General features: G+C 70.8%; 17 protein-coding genes. 12 read left to right on the forward strand and 5 right to left on the reverse strand.

The window, feature by feature from the left end:
* Positions 1-48: 48 nt before the first annotated feature.
* Both ACO0E1_RS12885 and ACO0E1_RS12890 read right to left on the reverse strand, forming a co-directional pair.
* A complete protein-coding gene (locus tag ACO0E1_RS12885) occupies positions 49-978 on the reverse strand; it encodes a carbohydrate ABC transporter permease (protein ID WP_422874546.1) in 930 nt (309 codons plus the stop codon).
* A complete protein-coding gene (locus ACO0E1_RS12890) occupies positions 971-1,909 on the reverse strand; it encodes a carbohydrate ABC transporter permease (protein ID WP_422874547.1) in 939 nt (312 codons plus the stop codon). The genes ACO0E1_RS12885 and ACO0E1_RS12890 overlap by 8 nt, the downstream gene beginning before the upstream one ends.
* A 212-nt stretch (positions 1,910-2,121) precedes the next feature.
* Here ACO0E1_RS12890 and ACO0E1_RS12895 point away from each other — a divergent pair, with 212 nt between their 5' ends.
* The 11 genes from ACO0E1_RS12895 (at position 2,122) to ACO0E1_RS12945 (ending at position 12,847) form a co-directional block, all read left to right on the forward strand.
* On the forward strand, positions 2,122-3,141 hold the full coding sequence (locus tag ACO0E1_RS12895) for a LacI family DNA-binding transcriptional regulator (protein WP_422874548.1): 1,020 nt from the start codon (positions 2,122-2,124) through the stop codon (positions 3,139-3,141).
* A 125-nt stretch (positions 3,142-3,266) separates the two neighbouring features.
* On the forward strand, positions 3,267-4,442 hold the full coding sequence (locus ACO0E1_RS12900; protein ID WP_422874710.1) for a Gfo/Idh/MocA family protein: 1,176 nt from the start codon (positions 3,267-3,269) through the stop codon (positions 4,440-4,442).
* Positions 4,439-5,659: a DUF993 family protein gene (locus ACO0E1_RS12905; protein ID WP_422874549.1), complete on the forward strand. Its 1,221-nt coding sequence runs from the start codon at positions 4,439-4,441 to the stop codon at positions 5,657-5,659. Before ACO0E1_RS12900 ends, ACO0E1_RS12905 begins: the two co-directional genes overlap by 4 nt.
* 53 nt (positions 5,660-5,712) lie before the next feature.
* A complete protein-coding gene (locus tag ACO0E1_RS12910) occupies positions 5,713-6,594 on the forward strand; it encodes a sugar phosphate isomerase/epimerase family protein (RefSeq protein ID WP_422874550.1) in 882 nt (293 codons plus the stop codon).
* Complete coding sequence (locus ACO0E1_RS12915) at positions 6,591-8,555, forward strand: DUF6807 family protein (protein WP_422874551.1); 1,965 nt, start codon at positions 6,591-6,593, stop codon at positions 8,553-8,555. The genes ACO0E1_RS12910 and ACO0E1_RS12915 overlap by 4 nt, the downstream gene beginning before the upstream one ends.
* A gap of 80 nt (positions 8,556-8,635) precedes the next feature.
* Positions 8,636-8,920, forward strand: a complete 285-nt coding sequence (locus tag ACO0E1_RS12920) for a hypothetical protein (protein WP_422874552.1) — start codon at positions 8,636-8,638, stop codon at positions 8,918-8,920.
* Between the two features lie 22 nt (positions 8,921-8,942).
* Positions 8,943-9,527, forward strand: coding sequence for a hypothetical protein (locus ACO0E1_RS12925; protein ID WP_422874553.1), 585 nt, complete (start codon positions 8,943-8,945; stop codon positions 9,525-9,527).
* Between the two features lie 5 nt (positions 9,528-9,532).
* Positions 9,533-10,135: a hypothetical protein gene (locus ACO0E1_RS12930; RefSeq protein ID WP_422874554.1), complete on the forward strand. Its 603-nt coding sequence runs from the start codon at positions 9,533-9,535 to the stop codon at positions 10,133-10,135.
* Positions 10,132-11,184: a peptidoglycan-binding domain-containing protein gene (locus tag ACO0E1_RS12935; protein ID WP_422874555.1), complete on the forward strand. Its 1,053-nt coding sequence runs from the start codon at positions 10,132-10,134 to the stop codon at positions 11,182-11,184. Before ACO0E1_RS12930 ends, ACO0E1_RS12935 begins: the two co-directional genes overlap by 4 nt.
* A complete protein-coding gene (locus ACO0E1_RS12940; protein WP_422874556.1) occupies positions 11,175-11,777 on the forward strand; it encodes an ABC transporter ATP-binding protein in 603 nt (200 codons plus the stop codon). Before ACO0E1_RS12935 ends, ACO0E1_RS12940 begins: the two co-directional genes overlap by 10 nt.
* The gene (locus tag ACO0E1_RS12945; protein ID WP_422874557.1) at positions 11,774-12,847 is read left to right on the forward strand and encodes a hypothetical protein; all 1,074 of its coding nucleotides are present in this window, start codon (positions 11,774-11,776) and stop codon (positions 12,845-12,847) included. The genes ACO0E1_RS12940 and ACO0E1_RS12945 overlap by 4 nt, the downstream gene beginning before the upstream one ends.
* 11 nt (positions 12,848-12,858) lie before the next feature.
* Here ACO0E1_RS12945 and ACO0E1_RS12950 read toward each other — a convergent pair whose 3' ends face one another.
* Positions 12,859-13,515, reverse strand: a complete 657-nt coding sequence (locus ACO0E1_RS12950) for a TetR/AcrR family transcriptional regulator (RefSeq protein ID WP_422874558.1) — start codon at positions 13,513-13,515, stop codon at positions 12,859-12,861.
* A 92-nt stretch (positions 13,516-13,607) separates the two neighbouring features.
* On the opposite strand from ACO0E1_RS12950, the gene ACO0E1_RS12955 reads away from it, so the two are divergent.
* Positions 13,608-13,955: a DoxX family protein gene (locus tag ACO0E1_RS12955; RefSeq protein WP_422874559.1), complete on the forward strand. Its 348-nt coding sequence runs from the start codon at positions 13,608-13,610 to the stop codon at positions 13,953-13,955.
* An 81-nt stretch (positions 13,956-14,036) separates the two neighbouring features.
* Here the strand turns inward: ACO0E1_RS12955 and ACO0E1_RS12960 are convergent, their stop codons facing one another.
* Together ACO0E1_RS12960 and ACO0E1_RS12965 are read right to left on the reverse strand one after the other, a co-directional pair.
* Positions 14,037-14,600, reverse strand: a complete 564-nt coding sequence (locus ACO0E1_RS12960) for a dihydrofolate reductase family protein (protein ID WP_422874560.1) — start codon at positions 14,598-14,600, stop codon at positions 14,037-14,039.
* 225 nt (positions 14,601-14,825) lie between these two features.
* The gene (locus ACO0E1_RS12965) at positions 14,826-15,869 is read right to left on the reverse strand and encodes an MSCRAMM family protein (protein ID WP_422874561.1); all 1,044 of its coding nucleotides are present in this window, start codon (positions 15,867-15,869) and stop codon (positions 14,826-14,828) included.
* Positions 15,870-15,904: the final 35 nt, after the last annotated feature.

Below are 15,904 nucleotides of genomic sequence, written 5' to 3' on the forward strand. Positions count from 1 at the left end.
GGCTTCCTTGCTGTGTGATGAGGGTGGGTCGTTCGGGTCGGGGGCCGTTCACTTGCCGCCGGTCGTCGCGATGCCCCTGAGGAGGAACCGCTGACCGAAGAGGAACGCGAGGAACACGGGGACGAGGGTCACGACGCTCATCGCGAAGAGGGCGCCGAAGTCGGACTGCCCGGTCGGGTCGATGAACTGGCGGAGGGCGACGGACGCCGTGTACTTGTCCGGCGCGGTGACGAACACGAGCTGGCTGAAGAAGTCGTTCCACGTCCAGATGAAGGTGAAGATCGCCGCCGTCGCCAGCGCGGGCTTCATGAGCGGCAGGATCACCTGGAAGAAGATCCGGGCGTGCCCTGCTCCGTCGATGCGCGCGGCTTCGTCGAGCTCCCGCGGGATCCCGCGGATGAACTGGACCATCAGGAAGACGAAGAAGCCGTCCGTGGCGAGGAACTTCGGGACGATGAGCGGCAGGAACGTGTTGATCCACCCGAGCTGCGAGTAGATGACGTACTGCGGGATGATCAGCACCTGGATGGGCAGCATCATCGTCACGAGCATCGCGCCGAACGCGAGCCGCTTGTACCGGAAGCTCAGCCGGGCGAACGCGTAGGCGGCGAGGGAGCAGCTCACGAGGTTGCCGATGATGGCGCCGATCACGATGATCGCCGAGTTCGCCAGGTACACGCCGAACGGCCGTTGCAGGGCGCTCCAACCCGTCGTGTAGTTGTCGGTGTCGAAGGTGTCGAGCACCAGGCTCGGGTTGTCGAAGATGTGCCCGTCGGGGCGGAGCGAACTCACCACCATCCAGAGCACCGGGTAGAGCATCACGAGGCTCAGCAGGATGAGGACGGTGTGCTTGGCGATGCTGCCAGCGCGTGAGCCGCGGGCCTTCGCGACCCTGACGGCGTCCGGCCGGGGGTCGGGCCGGTCATCCGCCGGGGGCGTCGTCGGTGCGGGGCGCAGTGCGGTCGAGTGATCAGTCATCGTAGAAGACCCAGTACTTCGAGGCCCAGAAGTTGAGCGCGGTGGCGGCGCCGACGATGAGCAGCAGGAGCCACGCGATCGCGGAGGCGTATCCCATCTGCAGGCTGCCGAACGCCTTCTGGTAGAGGTAGAGCGTGATGAAGAGGGTCGAGTTCGTCGGCCCTCCCGTGCCGTTCGAGATCACGTAGGCCTGTGTGAACGACTGGAAGTCCCCGATGATCCCGAGCACCAGGTTGAAGAACACGATCGGGCTGAGCAGCGGCAGCGTGATCGACCGGAACTGCCGCCAGCGGGTCGCCCCGTCGGTGGAGGCCGCCTCGTAGTACTGCCGGGGGATCTGGCGGAGCCCGGCGAGGAAGATCACCATCGGCGCCCCGAAGGTCCAGACGTGCAGGATGATCAGCGTCCCGAGGGCCGTGTTCGGGGAACCGATCCAGGACTGCCCCTGGATGCCGAAGACCGCCAGGAGCGCGTTGAGCAGGCCGTCGCCGCCGAACACCAGGCGCCAGAGCACCGCGATCGCGACACTGCCGCCGAGCAGTGACGGCAGGTAGAGGACCGAGCGGTAGAACGACAGCCCCCGCATCCCGCGGTCGAGCAGCACGGCGACGAGGAGCGCGGCCGCGAGCTGCAGCGGCACGGAGACCACCGTGTAGACGAGCGTCACCACGAGCGAACTGCCGAGGTTGGTGTCCTCGACCATCCGCTGGATGTTCGTCAGGCCGGTGAACGTCGGGTTCTGCAGGAGGTTGTAGTTGGTGAAGGACAGGTAGAGCGAGGCGAGGATCGGGCCGAGGGTGATCCCGACCATGCCGATCAGCCACGGGGCGAGGAAGACGGCCGCTGCCTTGTCGTCCCGCCGGGAAGCAGGGATGCGTTTCCCCTGGGCGTCTCGTGCGCGGAGTGCACGGAGTTCGCCGAGCGCACTCACCAGGAGCCCGCCGTCGTGGAGTTGCTTCGTTGCACGATTCCCATCTCCTTTGATGGTGGTGTCGATGACTGGGCGCCACCGTAATCGTTGTAACGGAGCTTGGCAAGCGCTTTCCGCAAGTGTGCCGACGGCCTGCCGGGGCGGGTGTGGACGGCACCGCCTGGCATGCTGTGACCGTGCCCGCGAACGCGCGGCCGGGACGGAGGGTCGAGGTGGTCGAGCGCAGCAGTGCGACCCTGGAAGACGTCGCCCGCGCGGCCGGCGTCTCGCTCGCGACGGCGTCCCGAGCGCTCAACGGCAGCACCCGCCGCGTCCGTCCCGAGTACGTCGAGCGGGTGGAGGCGGCGGCGCGGGAGCTCCGGTACATGCCCAACGTGCAGGCGCAGGCCGTCGCGCGTGGGGCCACGACGGTGGTGTCGCTCGTCGTCGGTGAGATCACGGACCCGTACTTCGCGCAGATCGCCGCGGGGGCGATGCGGGCGGCCGACCGAGCCGGGCTCGTGCTCGTGATCACCTCCACCGCGGGGGACGCGGAGCGCGAGGCGTCGGTGTTGCGGAGCGTCGCGGGACTCCGGCCGCGCGCGGTCGTCCTCGCCGTCAGCCGCAGGACGAGCAGCCCGGCAGGAGCGGGGGTGGAGCTCCTGCGCGGGGGTGGGGCATCGGTCGTCGCGCTGGTCTCGGACGACGACGACCACGCGTCGTCGATCGCCGCCACCCCGCTCGTGATCGGGAACCGTGCGGGAGCGGCTGCGCTGGCCGAGGCACTCGTCGACGAGGGGCACCGGGACTTCGCGGTCCTCTCCGGGGAGCCGGACGTCGTCACCGCCAGGGCACGGGCTGCGGGCTTCGTCGACGGGCTCGCGGGACGGGGGATCCGTCTGGCGGACGACCGGGTGGTCGCCGGGGTGTTCACGCGCGACGGTGGCCATGCCGCGATGACGCAGCTGCTCGAGGCCGGGGTCCGTCCCGGGTGCGTCTTCGCGGTCAACGACGTCAGTGCCGTCGGGGCGCTCGCCGCGATCCGCGACCACGGGCTGGAACCGGGGCGGGACATCGCGGTCGCGGGCTTCGACGACGTCGGCACGCTGGCGGACGTGGTCCCCGCGCTGTCGACCGTGCACCTGCCGCTCGAGACGATCGGGGAGCTCGCCGTCCGGGCGGCCCTCGGCGAGGACGTGCCGGCGGTGGCCGCCGGCGAGGTCGTCCTCCGGGCGAGCACCAGCCTCGGCTGACGACGGGGGTTCCCTCGGCGCGGGCATCCGTGTAGCGTTCGGTAAGCGCTTTCCGCACGCCAGACGTGCGAGATCACCGACGATCACCGGAGGACCCCGTGTCACGACCACCACTCGGCATCATCATGAACGGCGTCTCCGGCCGGATGGGGTACCGGCAGCACCTCGTCCGGTCGATCCTCGCCATCCGGGAGCAGGGCGGCGTGCTGCTGTCCGACGGCTCCCGGGTCCAGGTGGAGCCGCTGCTCGTCGGGCGCTCCGAACCGAAGCTCGCCGAGATCGCGCACCGACACGGCATCGAGCACTGGACGACGGACCTCGACGCCGCGCTGTCGGACCCCCGGTGGGACGTCTACGCCGACTTCCTCGTGACGAGTGCCCGCGTCCCCGCCCTCCGCCGCGCGATCGCCGCCGGCAAGGCGATCTACACCGAGAAGCCCACGGCCGAGACCCTCGACGACGCGCTCGACCTCGCCCGCGCGGCCCGCGACGCCGGGGTCAAGAACGGCGTCGTGCACGACAAGCTGTTCCTCCCGGGGCTCCGGAAGCTCCGCCGGGTGCTGGCGTCCGGCGCCCTCGGACGGGTCCTCAGTGTCCGCGGGGAGTTCGGCTACTGGGTCTTCGAGGGCGACTGGCAGGCCGCGCAGCGCCCGAGCTGGAACTACCGCGCCGAGGACGGCGGCGGCATCGTCGTCGACATGTTCCCGCACTGGAACTACGTCCTGGAGGACCTGTTCGGCCGGGTCGAGTCCGTCTCCGCCCGCGCCGTCACCCACATCCCGGAGCGCGTGGACGAGCACGGCAGCCGGTACCGGGCCACCGCGGACGACGCGGCGTACGGCATCTTCGACCTGGCCGGCGGGATCACGGCGCAGATCAACTCGAGCTGGGCGGTGCGCGTCGACCGCGACGAGCTCGTCGAGTTCCAGGTCGACGGCACCGAGGGCAGTGCCGTCGCGGGGCTCTTCGGCTGCCGGGTCCAGCACCGGAGCACGACACCGAAGCCGGTCTGGAACCCCGACATCCGCGACGAGAACGACTACCGCGCCGGCTGGCAGGAGGTCCCCGACAACGAGGTCTTCGAGAACGGCTTCAAGGTCCAGTGGGAGCAGTTCGTGCGTCACGTCGTCGAGGACGCGCCGCACCCCTACGACCTGCTCTCCGGTGCGCGGGGAGTGGCGCTGGCGGAAGCCGGTCTGCGGTCGAACCGCGAGGGGCGACGGATCGATCTGCCGGACTTGCGGCTCGACGACGGAGCCGCACCGAGCCTCCAGGCCGACGACACACGGGTGACCGCATGACGCTCCTGACGCTCCTCGCGCCGGACGGCACCACGGCCGGCGTCCCGCTCCGGGACCTCCCGACATGGACCAAGCCCAGTGGACCGCTCACCAGCCGGGTCGTCTACGCGGCGGCCCACGTCGTCCCGCGCGTCGCGGGCGACAACACCCCCGGTGCCGCCGCGGACGTCGACTGGGACGCGACCCTCGCGTTCCGGCACCACCTGTGGTCGTGGGGGCTCGGCGTGGCGGACGCGATGGACACCGCGCAGCGCAACGCGGGCCTCGACCCGGTCGCGATGCGCGAACTCGTCCGGCGCAGCGCCGCCGAGGCCCGTTCCGTCGGCGGACGCATCGCGGTCGGCGTGAACACGGACGACATCGCATCAGACGGCGCCACCCTCGACGAGATTGTCGAGGCGTACGTCGCGCAGCTCCGGCACGCCGAGGAGCACGATGCGGTCGCCGTCCTGATGGCGAGTCGGCACCTGGCGCGCGCGGCCCGGACGGCCGACGACTACCGACACGTGTACGAGCGGGTGATCGCCGAGGCGACGCAGCCGGTGGTGCTGCACTGGCTCGGGGCGGCCTTCGACCCGGTGCTCGAGGGGTACTTCGGGTCCAGGTCAGTACCGGACGCCACGAACACCGTCCTCCGGATCATCGCGGATGCCGGTGAACGGGTCGCCGGCATCAAGATGAGCCTGCTCGACGCGGACGCCGAGATCGCGCTCCGGTCGCGGCTCCCGGGGACCGCCAGGATGTTCACGGGGGACGACTTCCACTACGTGGACCTGATGTCCGAGCAGGCCGGTCGGCACTCCGACGCGCTGCTCGGGGCGTTCGCCGCGATCGCGCCGATCGCGTCGTCGGCGGTGCAGGCGCTCGACCGCGGCGACGCGGACGGGTTCCGCAGCGTGCTCGGTCCGACGGAGGCGCTCGCCCGGCAGGTCTTCGCCGCGCCGACCTGGCACTACAAGACCGGGATCGCCTTCCTGTCCTGGCTGAACGGGCACCAGCCCGCCTTCACGATGGTCGGCGGCATGCACGCGGCGCGCAGTCTGCCGCAGCTGTCCGAGACCGTCCGGCTCGCGAACGCCTGCGGCGCGCTCGAGGACCCGGACCTCGCCGCATCGCGCTGGCACGGCCTGCTCGCGTCGGCAGGGGTGCCGGTCGGGACGGCCGGGAGGCCCGGTGCCGGTCCGCGCGTCGAGGCCAGGAGCGAGGTGGTCGCGTGAGCGCCGTGGCAGGGCGCGCGGGGGCGCGTGTGGCTGGGCACGTGGGGGCGCGTGTGGCTGGGCGCGCAGCGGCGCACCCGCGCCTGTCGCTCAACCAGGCGACGGTGAAGTCCGCGTCGCTCGCCGAGGCGATCGCCGCCACGCGGTCCGCCGGCATCGGTGCGATCGGGACGTGGCGCGAGCCGGTGCAGGAGGTCGGACTCGACGAGGCCGCGCGGATGCTCGCCGACTCCGGGCTCCGGGTGTCGTCGCACTGCCGCGGCGGCTTCTTCACGCCGGTCGAGAGTGCGGTCCGCCGGGCTGCCATCGACGACAACCGACGGGCGATCGAGGAGACGGCGGCACTGGCGGCTGCGGGAGCGCCGGGATCGCGGGCGGTGCTCGTGCTCGTCGCCGGGGGCCTCCCGTCCGGGTCGACCGACCTGGTCGGGGCGCGGGGTCGGGTCGCCGACGCGCTCGCCGAACTCGCACCAGCGGCAGCCGCAGCGGGGGTGCAGCTCGCGATCGAGCCGCTCCACCCGATGTACGCCGCCGACCGGGCCGTCGTGTCGACGCTCGCGCAGGCCCTCGACCTCGCCGCGCCGTTCGAACCGGCCGTCGTCGGGGTCGTGGTGGACACCTTCCACGTCTGGTGGGACCCTGCGCTGTCGGAATCGGTCGCGCGAGCCGGGAGGGAGCGCCGGATCGCGTCCTACCAGGTGAGCGACTGGGTCACGCCGATCGCCGCGGATCCGCTGCTGTCCCGCGGTGTGATGGGCGACGGGCACATCGACTTCGGTCCGGTCTCCGCGGCCGTCGACGCGGCCGGGTACACCGGGGACGTCGAGGTCGAGGTGTTCAACCAGGACGTCTGGGACACACCGGCAGACGTCGTCGCCGAACGGGTGGTCGCGGCGTTCGACGCGTGCGTCCCCGTGCGGCGCTCCGACCGATGACCGGGGCATCGGTCGTGCTCGTCGGGGTGCGCGGCTTCGGTGCGGTGCACCTGGCGAACCTGCGGCGGTTGCAGGCGGCTGGCGCGGTCCGGGTGATCGGGCTGGTCGACCCCCTCGTGGTCGATGTCGATGCCGTCGGCGCTCCGCTCTTCCCATCACTCGGCGACGCCTTCGCGGGTGTCGGCGTGCCGGACGTCGTGATCGCCGCGGTGCCCATCCCCGTGCACGCGGCCGTCGCTGCCGAGGCGCTCCGCGCGGGTGCCGACGTCCTGCTCGAGAAGCCGCCCTTCGCCCGGATGGCCGACTTCGAGGCCCTGCTCGCCGTGCAGCGCGAGACCGGTCGGGTCGTGCAGGTGGGGTTCCAGAGCCTCGGATCGCACGTGCTCGACGACCTCGACGCCGACCGGTTCGACATCGGTCCGGTCCGGCACGTGCGGGCGATGGGGACCTGGGTGCGTCGCGCGGCGTACTGGAAGCGCTCGCCGTGGGCCGGCAGGCGCTCGCTCGACGGCGTCGACGTCGTGGACGGGGTCGTCACGAACCCGCTCGCGCACGCGGTGGCGACGGCGCTCCGGATCGCCGGGGTCCAGCGCGTCGAGGACGTGGAGCGTGTCGACGTCGATGCGTACCGGGCGAACGCGATCGACGCGGACGACACGACGGCGCTCCGGATCGTGCCAGCTTCGCTCGACGCCGGCCGACCGACCGTGTCCGCGGCCCTGACCCTGGCTGCCTCGGGCGATGCGGACGCGGCACCGGTCGTCGAGGTCGTCGGCGACCGCGGTACCGTCTCGTTCCGGTACACGACGGACGAGGTCGTCGGGCCGGACGGCGCGGTCACCCCGGGCACGAGGACCGACCTGCTCGAGAACCTCCTGGCCCACCGCGCCGACGGCGTCCCGCTGCTGGTGCCCCTCGACTCGACCGGTGCGTTCATGCGGGTCGTCGAGGCGATGCGCACCGCACCCGAACCCACACGGATCGAGCCCCGCTTCGTCGAGGTCGTCGGCGCCGGCGACGACGCGCACCCGGTCGTTCAGGACGTCGAGCGCTGGGTCCGGGCGGCCGCGGACCTCGACGGGACCTTCGTCGATGCCGGCGCCCCGTGGGCGTCGGCCGCGCGGGACGCCGTGGTGGCCACTGCCGGTGCAGGTCCACTGCTCGTGCTGCAGGACGGGGCCGGGACCACGCCGTCCTCGTCCCCCCGCCCGTTCCTGCACCCCGTCCGGACCCTCGGTGGCGTCGAGCTCACCGCCCGCCGGCCGGCCGACCACGACTGGCACCTCGGGCTGGGGTTCACCGTCGCCGACGTCGACGACACGAACACCTGGGGCGGCGGGACGTACGTGCACGGACACGGGTACGTCGACCAGGACGACCACGGTCGGCAGCGGCTGGACGACCTCGAGGGGGACGGCGACTCGATCACGGCGTCCCTGACGTGGGTCGATCGCGACGGCCTGGACCAGCTCCGCGAGGTCCGCACGATGCGGGCCCGACCGGTCGCTGCCGACTGCTGGGTGCTCGACCTGTCCACGTCGCTCGAACCCGTGCGCGACCGGACGGTGACGCTCGGCAGCCCCGGGTCGAACGGTCGACCACGCGCCGGGTACGGCGGGTGGTTCTGGCGCTTCCCGCCGTGCTCGGGCATCGAGGTCTCCACGGCCGACGCCGAAGGGGAGGACGCCGTGCTCGGCACCCGGGCGCCGTGGCTCAGGTGGGCGGCGGACTTCGCCGGGACCCCGGGCTCGACGGGCGCGGCGACGGTCCTGCTGACGTCCTCGTCGCGTGACCCGTGGTTCGTCCGGGCGACCGACTACCCCGGCATCGGCACCGCGGTCGCGTGGGAGCGGCCCGTCACCGTCTCGCCGGGTGCCCCCTTCGTCCGCTCGCTTCGTGGGGTCGTCGCCGACGGGCGTCGCTCGGCCTCGTCGTTGCTGCAGGTGCTCGAGCACCGGTGACATCCGGTCGTTGCAGCGAACGGCGAACGGAGATATGTTAACGGACAGCGAGAGGGGTTCGCGGTGTACGGGAGGACATCATGACCATCACCAAACTGCTGCTCGGGGCCGCGCTCGTCGGCGCGGTCGTCAGCGGGGGCATTGCGCTCGATACGGCTTCGGCTCCTGAGGCGAATGCGGCTGCGTGCTGGGGGCAGATCACGCAGACGAAGGGCAAGAACTACACGGGGTGCGGTATGGCGCATCATTTCAACCGCATCGACAACAAGATCTTGAAGTACGGCAACAACGCCGGAGCGAACACCTGGTCCTACGAGCCGTTGTGCTACGCGAACGTGACGCAATACGGAATGGTTCGGGTCTGAGTTGCCGCTGCGTCGAGGCGGATTGCTCGTCCTGGTCATCGGCGTCGTGGCCGCTCAGCTTCTCGCGGGTTGCTCGGTCGGATCAGGGGACCCGGGTGCCGATGCCGCGCCGGTGCCATCGGCCGGACCCTGGGCACAGGAATTCGGCGATGCGGTGAGCGACTCCAGTGCGTACGAGACGAAAGTCCTCGAGGACGGACTGATCACGTCCGCGGAACTCGCAGACGCACAAGCGCGGAAGAAAGCGTGCATGCGCGATGCGGGCTACGTCCTGCGCATTTCCGACGATGGAACCTCAGACCTGACGATGGCGGACGGTGGCGACCTTCCGGCGACAGGGGTCGTCGACACGGCGATGCAGACCTGCGCCCGTCGCTTCGATCGAAGCATCACCATGCTCTTCAACGAACTCCGCCGGAACCCAGAAAAGCAGGACGAGGCAAAGATCACGGTCGCCTGTCTCCGGGCGTCCGGCATCGTTGATGGCGGGTATTCCGAACGGAAGTGGCGTTCGGAGTACGACTCGGGTGTGTTCTCGTTCAACGAGTGGGATGAGCGCGCCGTGCAGTGCAGGCTCGATCCGCTCGGGCTCTGGCGCGACAGGTGATGCGCGTGCTGCTGGCGCTCGGACTGGCACTCGTGAGCGCGACCGCTGGCTGCGCGGGATTGCAGATCGAGGATCGAGCCGTTTCTGAGGCAGGAACTGACGCTCCGCTGCAGGACGCCGGGCCGTGGAAGGAAGACTTCCGGGAGGCCCTGAACGCCGGAGTCTCCGGTTACGAAGCGAAGGTCCTCGGGGACGGCAAGGTGACCACGGCGGAACTCGAGGACGCCCACGAGCGGATCCGCGGATGTCTCGCAGATTCCGGGTACACGATCACGTACGGCACAGATGGTGGTTTCGAACTCGGGAGCTCGGGTGGGAGCCCGCCGAGCAACGACATGAATCGGACGAACTCCGTGCTCGAAGCATGCGAGAAGCGGTACGACCAGAGCATCACGTTCCTCTACCAGGAGACCCGTCGAAACCCTGAGAAGCAGGACGAGGCGAAGATCACGGTCGCGTGTCTGCGGAAGGCGGGACTTGTCGCCAAGAGCTACTCGGAGCGGAAGTGGCGCGCCGAGAACGACAAGGGTGTGTACTCGTTCAAGGAGTACGACCCGGATGCGGTGCAGTGTCGGCTCGATCCGCTCGGGCTCTGGCGGGACGGATGAGCCGGGCGAGACGAGCTTCTCCGACGCTCGTGGCCCTCGGCTCGGTACTCGTCGCCGCGGGGACCGCGGTGACGCTGGTGCTGACGCTGCCCGTCGATGCCCCACGATCGCTCTCCACGCCGAAGCCCCGGACCGTCGTGAGCGCGACGCATCGGACGGACGCCGATGAGCGACAGGTCTCGCTCGCACTCGAGACCGGTGCCCCGCGCGCTGTCGTGACGTCACGCACCGGGACCGTGACCGCCCTGACGTGCACGACGGGAGGCGCTCTGCACAGTGGCGACGTCGTTGCGACCGTCGATGGCTCACCGGTCATCGCGTTCGCGGCGTCGATGCCACTCTGGCGTGACCTCGCCGTGGGAGATCGGGGCGACGACGTCCGGGCCTTGCAGGCGGAGCTCTCGCGGCTCGGAGGTACCGTCACGGTCGACGGAGTGGTCGGGGCGGGGACACTGCGCGCGGCCAGGCTGTTCCTCGGCGAGCGCGGAGTGCCTGCCGCGGAGCTGCCAGACGACTCGGTCTCTGTCGGTGCATTCGCGTGGATCCCGGCTGCGGAGACGACGGTGCGGTCGTGCTCTGCGGTCGTCGGAGCCGCCGTGCCAGACGGGGGCATGCTCGTGTCACTGCCGGCCGAGCTCCGGAGCGCGCGGCTTGAACAGGTGCCGTCGAACCCTGTCGACGGTGCGCGTCGCTTGCGCGTCGGCGGAGCGACGGTGGACATCGGAGCGGACGGCATCATCGGCGACGGGGCGGCGCTCCGCTCGATCGGTGCCCTCCCTGAATATCAGTCAGCCGTCGCATCGGCCGAAGGAGCTCCGACACTCGTCGCGAGCTGGTTGCTTGCCGAGCCGCTCGAGGTCGATGTCGTGCCGCCGGACGTCCTCTGGCACGTTGCGGACGGACTCGCCTGCGTGCAGCCGACGATCGGCTCGGCGCGGCAAGTCGCCCTGGTCGGGTCCGAACTCGGACAGGCCTTCGTCCGGGTCCGGAGCGGAGAACGGCTCGACCGGGTCCGCGTCGATCCGGACCGGTCGCAGACGTGTCGGTGATCCTGAGGGGGGTCGGGCACAGCTGGGTCGCGGGCGCTCCGTTGTTCACCGACGTCGACGCGACCTTTGCAGCGGGCCGGGTGTGCGCGCTTGTCGGACCGAGTGGATCCGGCAAGTCGACGCTGCTCTCCATCGTCGCCGGGATGCAGACACCATCGTCCGGCGTCGTCGAGCGCACGGATGAGGAGCGGGTGGTGTGGGTCTTTCAGAACCCGTACGGCGTCGCCGGGCGCACCGCCCTTGACCACGTCGCGCTGCCCGGTGTGGCGGCAGGTGCGTCACGCCCGCGCGCGGTCCGCGAAGCCCTCGAGCTCCTGGCGCGGTTCGGGCTCGGTCGTCGTGCAGCGGCACGGTTCTCAGAGCTCTCCGGCGGCGAAGCGCAACGGCTGATGCTCGCGAGGGCCGTTGCGGCCCGTCCCGGTGTGATGCTCGTGGACGAACCCACCGCACAGCTCGACCGGGCGACGGCGCGCGAAGTCAACCGGACCATCGGGGCGCTCGCTGCCGAGGGCGCGACCGTCGTCGTTGCGACTCACGACGAGGACACCCGCGCAGCGTGCGACGACGTCCTCGACCTCGGTGAACACCGGTGAGGTTTCGTGAGGCGGTTCGCGAAGGATGGCGTGACGTCGTCGCGGGTGCAGGATCTGCTGCGTTCTTCGCGATCCTCACGGCGATCGTCCTCGGCGGGATCGTGGGCGTGCGGGCCACCGGAGTGGTCGCCGAGGTCCGCGCTGCGCACGAGTTCGTCGCCGTCGGGGGCGCCACGACCGTTGTGCGGGCGGCCCATCGGATCGACGGGCGAGCATGTGACGCGCTCGTGGACATCCCGAGCGTCCGTGCTGCAGGGGCGTTGCGGGAACACATCGAGGGCACCGTCCCAAGTGCCCTCCCGCGCACCTCGGTGCCGACGTACGACGTCACCGTAGGGTTCGGCGCGCTGCTCTCTCCGACGGGCAGCGGCGGTGCGGGCGTGTTCGCGTCGCGGCCGGTCGCGGACGAGCTCGGCCTCGAGACCGGCGACATCCTGTCGACGGCCACCGGCGTCAGCCGGGTGTCCGCTGTCTACGACCATCCTGATGACGGGCGTGACCCAGAACTCGAGTACGCGTTCCTCGCTCCCGCCGTGGACGACGGCCGATCGTTCGATGCCTGCTGGGCGACGATCTGGCCACAGGACGACGACGCGACTGCCGCAGTCCGACGCGTCGTCTTGCCGTCGACGGGAGCAGAAGGTGAGGAACGGGTCGCAACGGGGCAGCTCAACCCCCGGCACGGTACGAGGTTCGCGGTCGGTGGAGCCGTGATCGACGCGAACACGGCAACGGTGGCCTCGTTCGCCGCGGGCGTCGTCATCGGCGGCATCGCGGCTCTCCGGCGGCGGCTGTCCATCGCGTCCGATCGACACGTCGGCGTGACGATCGCGGCGCAACTGGTCGGCACGACCGTGCAACACGTCGTGTGGGCGGTCGTGGGCGGTGTCGCGACGTTCGCGTCGGTCGTCGTCCTCATCCGCGGGCTCGACGGATCGGACGCGGGGCCCGTTCTCCTCGAAGCGACGGTGGGTCTCGCCGTGGGGATCGTCGGTGCGGTCGTCGGGGGAGCCCTCGGCCTGGTGAGCATCCGCGAACGAGCCCTGCACCGCTACTTCCGCACCAGATGAGGGGCTTGGAGTTACCGCCGCCGCGCCATCACCGCACGCCAGATCTGGTTCGGCCGGAGGGGTGGCCCACCGAGCGGCTCTCGTTCAGCGCCCGGTGCTCGGAAGGCATCGAGGAGCAGGTCGACCCATCGTCGGTGCAGCTGTGGAGCCACCTCGCCGAAGGCCGCGATCGTGCTCGACATCGAGAGCTGCAGGACGGCCACGTCCTCGAGCGCTGCGTCGGGCCGGATCGAGCCGGAGTCCTGCGCGCGGCGGAACAGCGTCTCGAGGCCGGCCTGGATCTCCGCACGCATGGCGAGGAGCGTCGGCGCGCCCGTGAACCGGGTGGTCATCAGGTCGCTGAAGCCCTCGCGTCGCGCCTCGATCTCGGCGGTCCGGCGGATGAAGGTGGCGAACCCGTTCCAGGGATCCCGTTCCGACAGCTCGGCGCACTCGTGCACGAGGTCGAGGACCTCCTGTAACGGCGCTCGGAGGACTTCCTCCCACAGGGCAGCACGCTCGGGGAAGTGCCGGTAGAGCGTCGCGTTGCCGACTCCTGCGGCCGCGGCGATCGGTTCGAGCGGAGCGTCGAGTCCCCGCTTCGCGAAGGCCGTGCACGCCGACTCGACGATCGCTGCGCGGTTGCGGATGGCGTCCTTCCGAGGTGCTCTCGCGTGGGTCTCGCTCACGATCGGAGTGTACGACGGCGTTCCGGGAATACGGACAGTGCTGTCCGGATTGAACCGGACACCACTGTCCGCTTCACCGTTTGGAGTCCTCCGTGCACATCGCAGCCGTCATCCTGTCCCTCGTCCTCGCCGCCGCCATGCTCGGCTCCGGCGTCATGAAGCTCATCGGAGCGGCACCCATGCGGGCGAACATGGCAACGGTGCACGTGACCCCGTCGCAGATGCGCGTGCTCGGGGTACTCGAGGTCCTCGCCACGATCGGCCTCGTCGCGGGGCTGTGGATCCCGGCGCTCGGCGTCGCTGCCGCCATCGGCTCGATCGTGTACTTCGTCGGCGCGATCGTCGCGCACGTGCGGGCTCGCGACAAGGGCCTGCAGGGCGCGGCTGCGCTCCTCGTGCTGTCGGTCGCGACCCTGGTGGTCCTGCTGCTCGCGCTCTGAACGCGCCCGACTGACGGACTGGAGGCTCGGTGCCAGCTGGCACCGAGCCTCCAGCCCGTCAGCGGTGCGGTCCACGTCTGCTCAGCGCGTGACGCGATGGCGGAGGAACACGGACCCCGCCGCGAAGACGCGGGTCTCGAGGAGTTCGAGTCCCACCTGGTCGCCGCCGTGCGCGAAGTACGGCGTCCCGCCGCCGACCAGGACCGGCGCGACCACCAGCTGGTACTCGTCGATCAGGCCGAGGCCCGCGATCTCGGCCGCCAGCTCCGGTCCGCCGATCGCGATGTCGCCGTCGCCCGGCGCTGCGCGCAGCCGGTCGATCTCCGCTGCGACGCCGTCGGTCGCCAGGCGTGCGTTGCCCTGCACCTCCGTGAGCGTCCGCGAGAACACGACCTTCGGCAGCGCCTTCCAGAGCGTCGTCCACTCGCGTTCGGCATCGCTCAGCCCGGGGACGTCCTCCGCCGTCTCCCAGAACAGCATCGTCTCGTAGAGCTTCCGCCCCATGAGGTGCACGTCGACGCCCCGGAGCTGGTCGAGGAAGACACGGAAGACCTCGTCGTCCGGCTCGCTCCAGTCGAAGCGTCCGTCGGAGTCCATGGCGAACCCGTCGAGGGACGCCGTCATCGAGTACGTGACCTTGTGCATGCGCGACCTCCTCGTCGGCGTTGCCCGGTGGAACGCAGCGTAGCCCGGGAGCGAGCGCGGGGTGCGGCGCGAGCGATTCGGAACGACAACGTCGATGTCGCACGACATCGACGTTGTCGCCGCCCCGCGCGTGCAACAGTTGCGAGCGCTCGGTACCGACAACGCGTGTGTCGTACGACAGCGACCCTGTCGCTCGTGGCGGGCGTAACCATCGGCAACTACCGGTCAGCGAGTGCTCCAGAACGAGACCGAGCGGCTCTGGTCTCCGCCCATCACGATCGTGTGCGACGACGCCCGGTCCGCGACCGGCCGGTTGCCCTCACCGCCGTACCAGTACGAGACGTACCGACGTTGGCTCGGCGACCACCCGACGACCTCGACCTTGTACCGCCCGGCGCTCAACACCGCGCCGAACGTCCCGCCGCGGCCCGGGGACCAGTAGCTCATGCGGGTGTCGAACGTGCTGCCGATGGACTCGCCGTACACGTGCACGGTGGCGCCCGTGAAGTCGGTGTCGAGCTGCGGGTTGACGATGCCGGTGAGTGTGACGCCCTCGGTCGCACTGCCGTCGATCCCGTCGAGGACCGTCTCGTCGCGGCCGACCGCTTCGTGTGACACCCGGACGTACGTGCGCGCCGCCGTGGAGCCCGGATCGCGGTGGAACCCCCACGACTCGTTCCGGAGCGCCGGCCACGAGTCGAGGGTCTCGTCGTGCGCGTTGACCTGCACGCTGTAGTCGTCGCTCGGCAGCCCGTGCACCCAGTAGTGCCCGTCCGGCGAGGTCACCGTGTGCTTGACGGTGCCGGTGTTCCAGCCCCGCACGACGATCGACGCGCCGGAGAGGTCCCCGCCGGACGGGTTGTGCGCCGTACCACCGATGGACGCACCCCTCCGCATCACGAGCACGACGGTGTCGTGACCACCCGGCGTGACGACGACCCCGGTCCGCGACGCGGGGATCGTGTCGTCGAAGCCGTACGACCCCTCGCGCTCGCCGTGCAGCGTCCAGGTCCCGGCAGGGACGTCCTCGAACGTCAGGCGTCCGCGCTGGTCACTCGTCGCCGACGCGGCGGTGCCGCCGTCCGCGGCGCGCAGGTCCACGGCCACGCCGGCCATGGCGATCGGCTGCTTGTCCGGGTCGGTCAGCATCACGGTGAGCGTCCCGTCGCCGTCCGGGACCGCAGCGCTCGCGGTGACCGGTGCGACCAGCACGCCGATCAGTGTCATCGTGGTCGTGATGCCGACCGTCGTCCATCGTCGTGCGGTCATGGTGGGCCCCTGATCCTGGCGCGGTCACCCCTGAC

The sequence above is a fragment of the Curtobacterium guangdongense genome (assembly GCF_049341845.1).
GTDB classification, from domain to species: Bacteria; Actinomycetota; Actinomycetes; order Actinomycetales; family Microbacteriaceae; genus Curtobacterium; species Curtobacterium guangdongense.

Excerpts from the sequence above, each read along its gene's own strand:
- ACO0E1_RS12885 (WP_422874546.1), bottom strand. The coding sequence starts at position 978 with ATGACTGATCACTCGACCGCACTGCGCCCCGCACCGACGACGCCCCCG.
- ACO0E1_RS12900 (WP_422874710.1), top strand. The coding sequence starts at position 3,267 with ATGAACGGCGTCTCCGGCCGGATGGGGTACCGGCAGCACCTCGTCCGG.
- ACO0E1_RS12905 (WP_422874549.1), top strand. The coding sequence starts at position 4,439 with ATGACGCTCCTGACGCTCCTCGCGCCGGACGGCACCACGGCCGGCGTC.
- ACO0E1_RS12915 (WP_422874551.1), top strand. The coding sequence starts at position 6,591 with ATGACCGGGGCATCGGTCGTGCTCGTCGGGGTGCGCGGCTTCGGTGCG.
- ACO0E1_RS12920 (WP_422874552.1), top strand. The coding sequence starts at position 8,636 with ATGACCATCACCAAACTGCTGCTCGGGGCCGCGCTCGTCGGCGCGGTC.
- ACO0E1_RS12935 (WP_422874555.1), top strand. The coding sequence starts at position 10,132 with ATGAGCCGGGCGAGACGAGCTTCTCCGACGCTCGTGGCCCTCGGCTCG.
- ACO0E1_RS12960 (WP_422874560.1), bottom strand. The coding sequence starts at position 14,600 with ATGCACAAGGTCACGTACTCGATGACGGCGTCCCTCGACGGGTTCGCC.
- ACO0E1_RS12965 (WP_422874561.1), bottom strand. The coding sequence starts at position 15,869 with ATGACCGCACGACGATGGACGACGGTCGGCATCACGACCACGATGACA.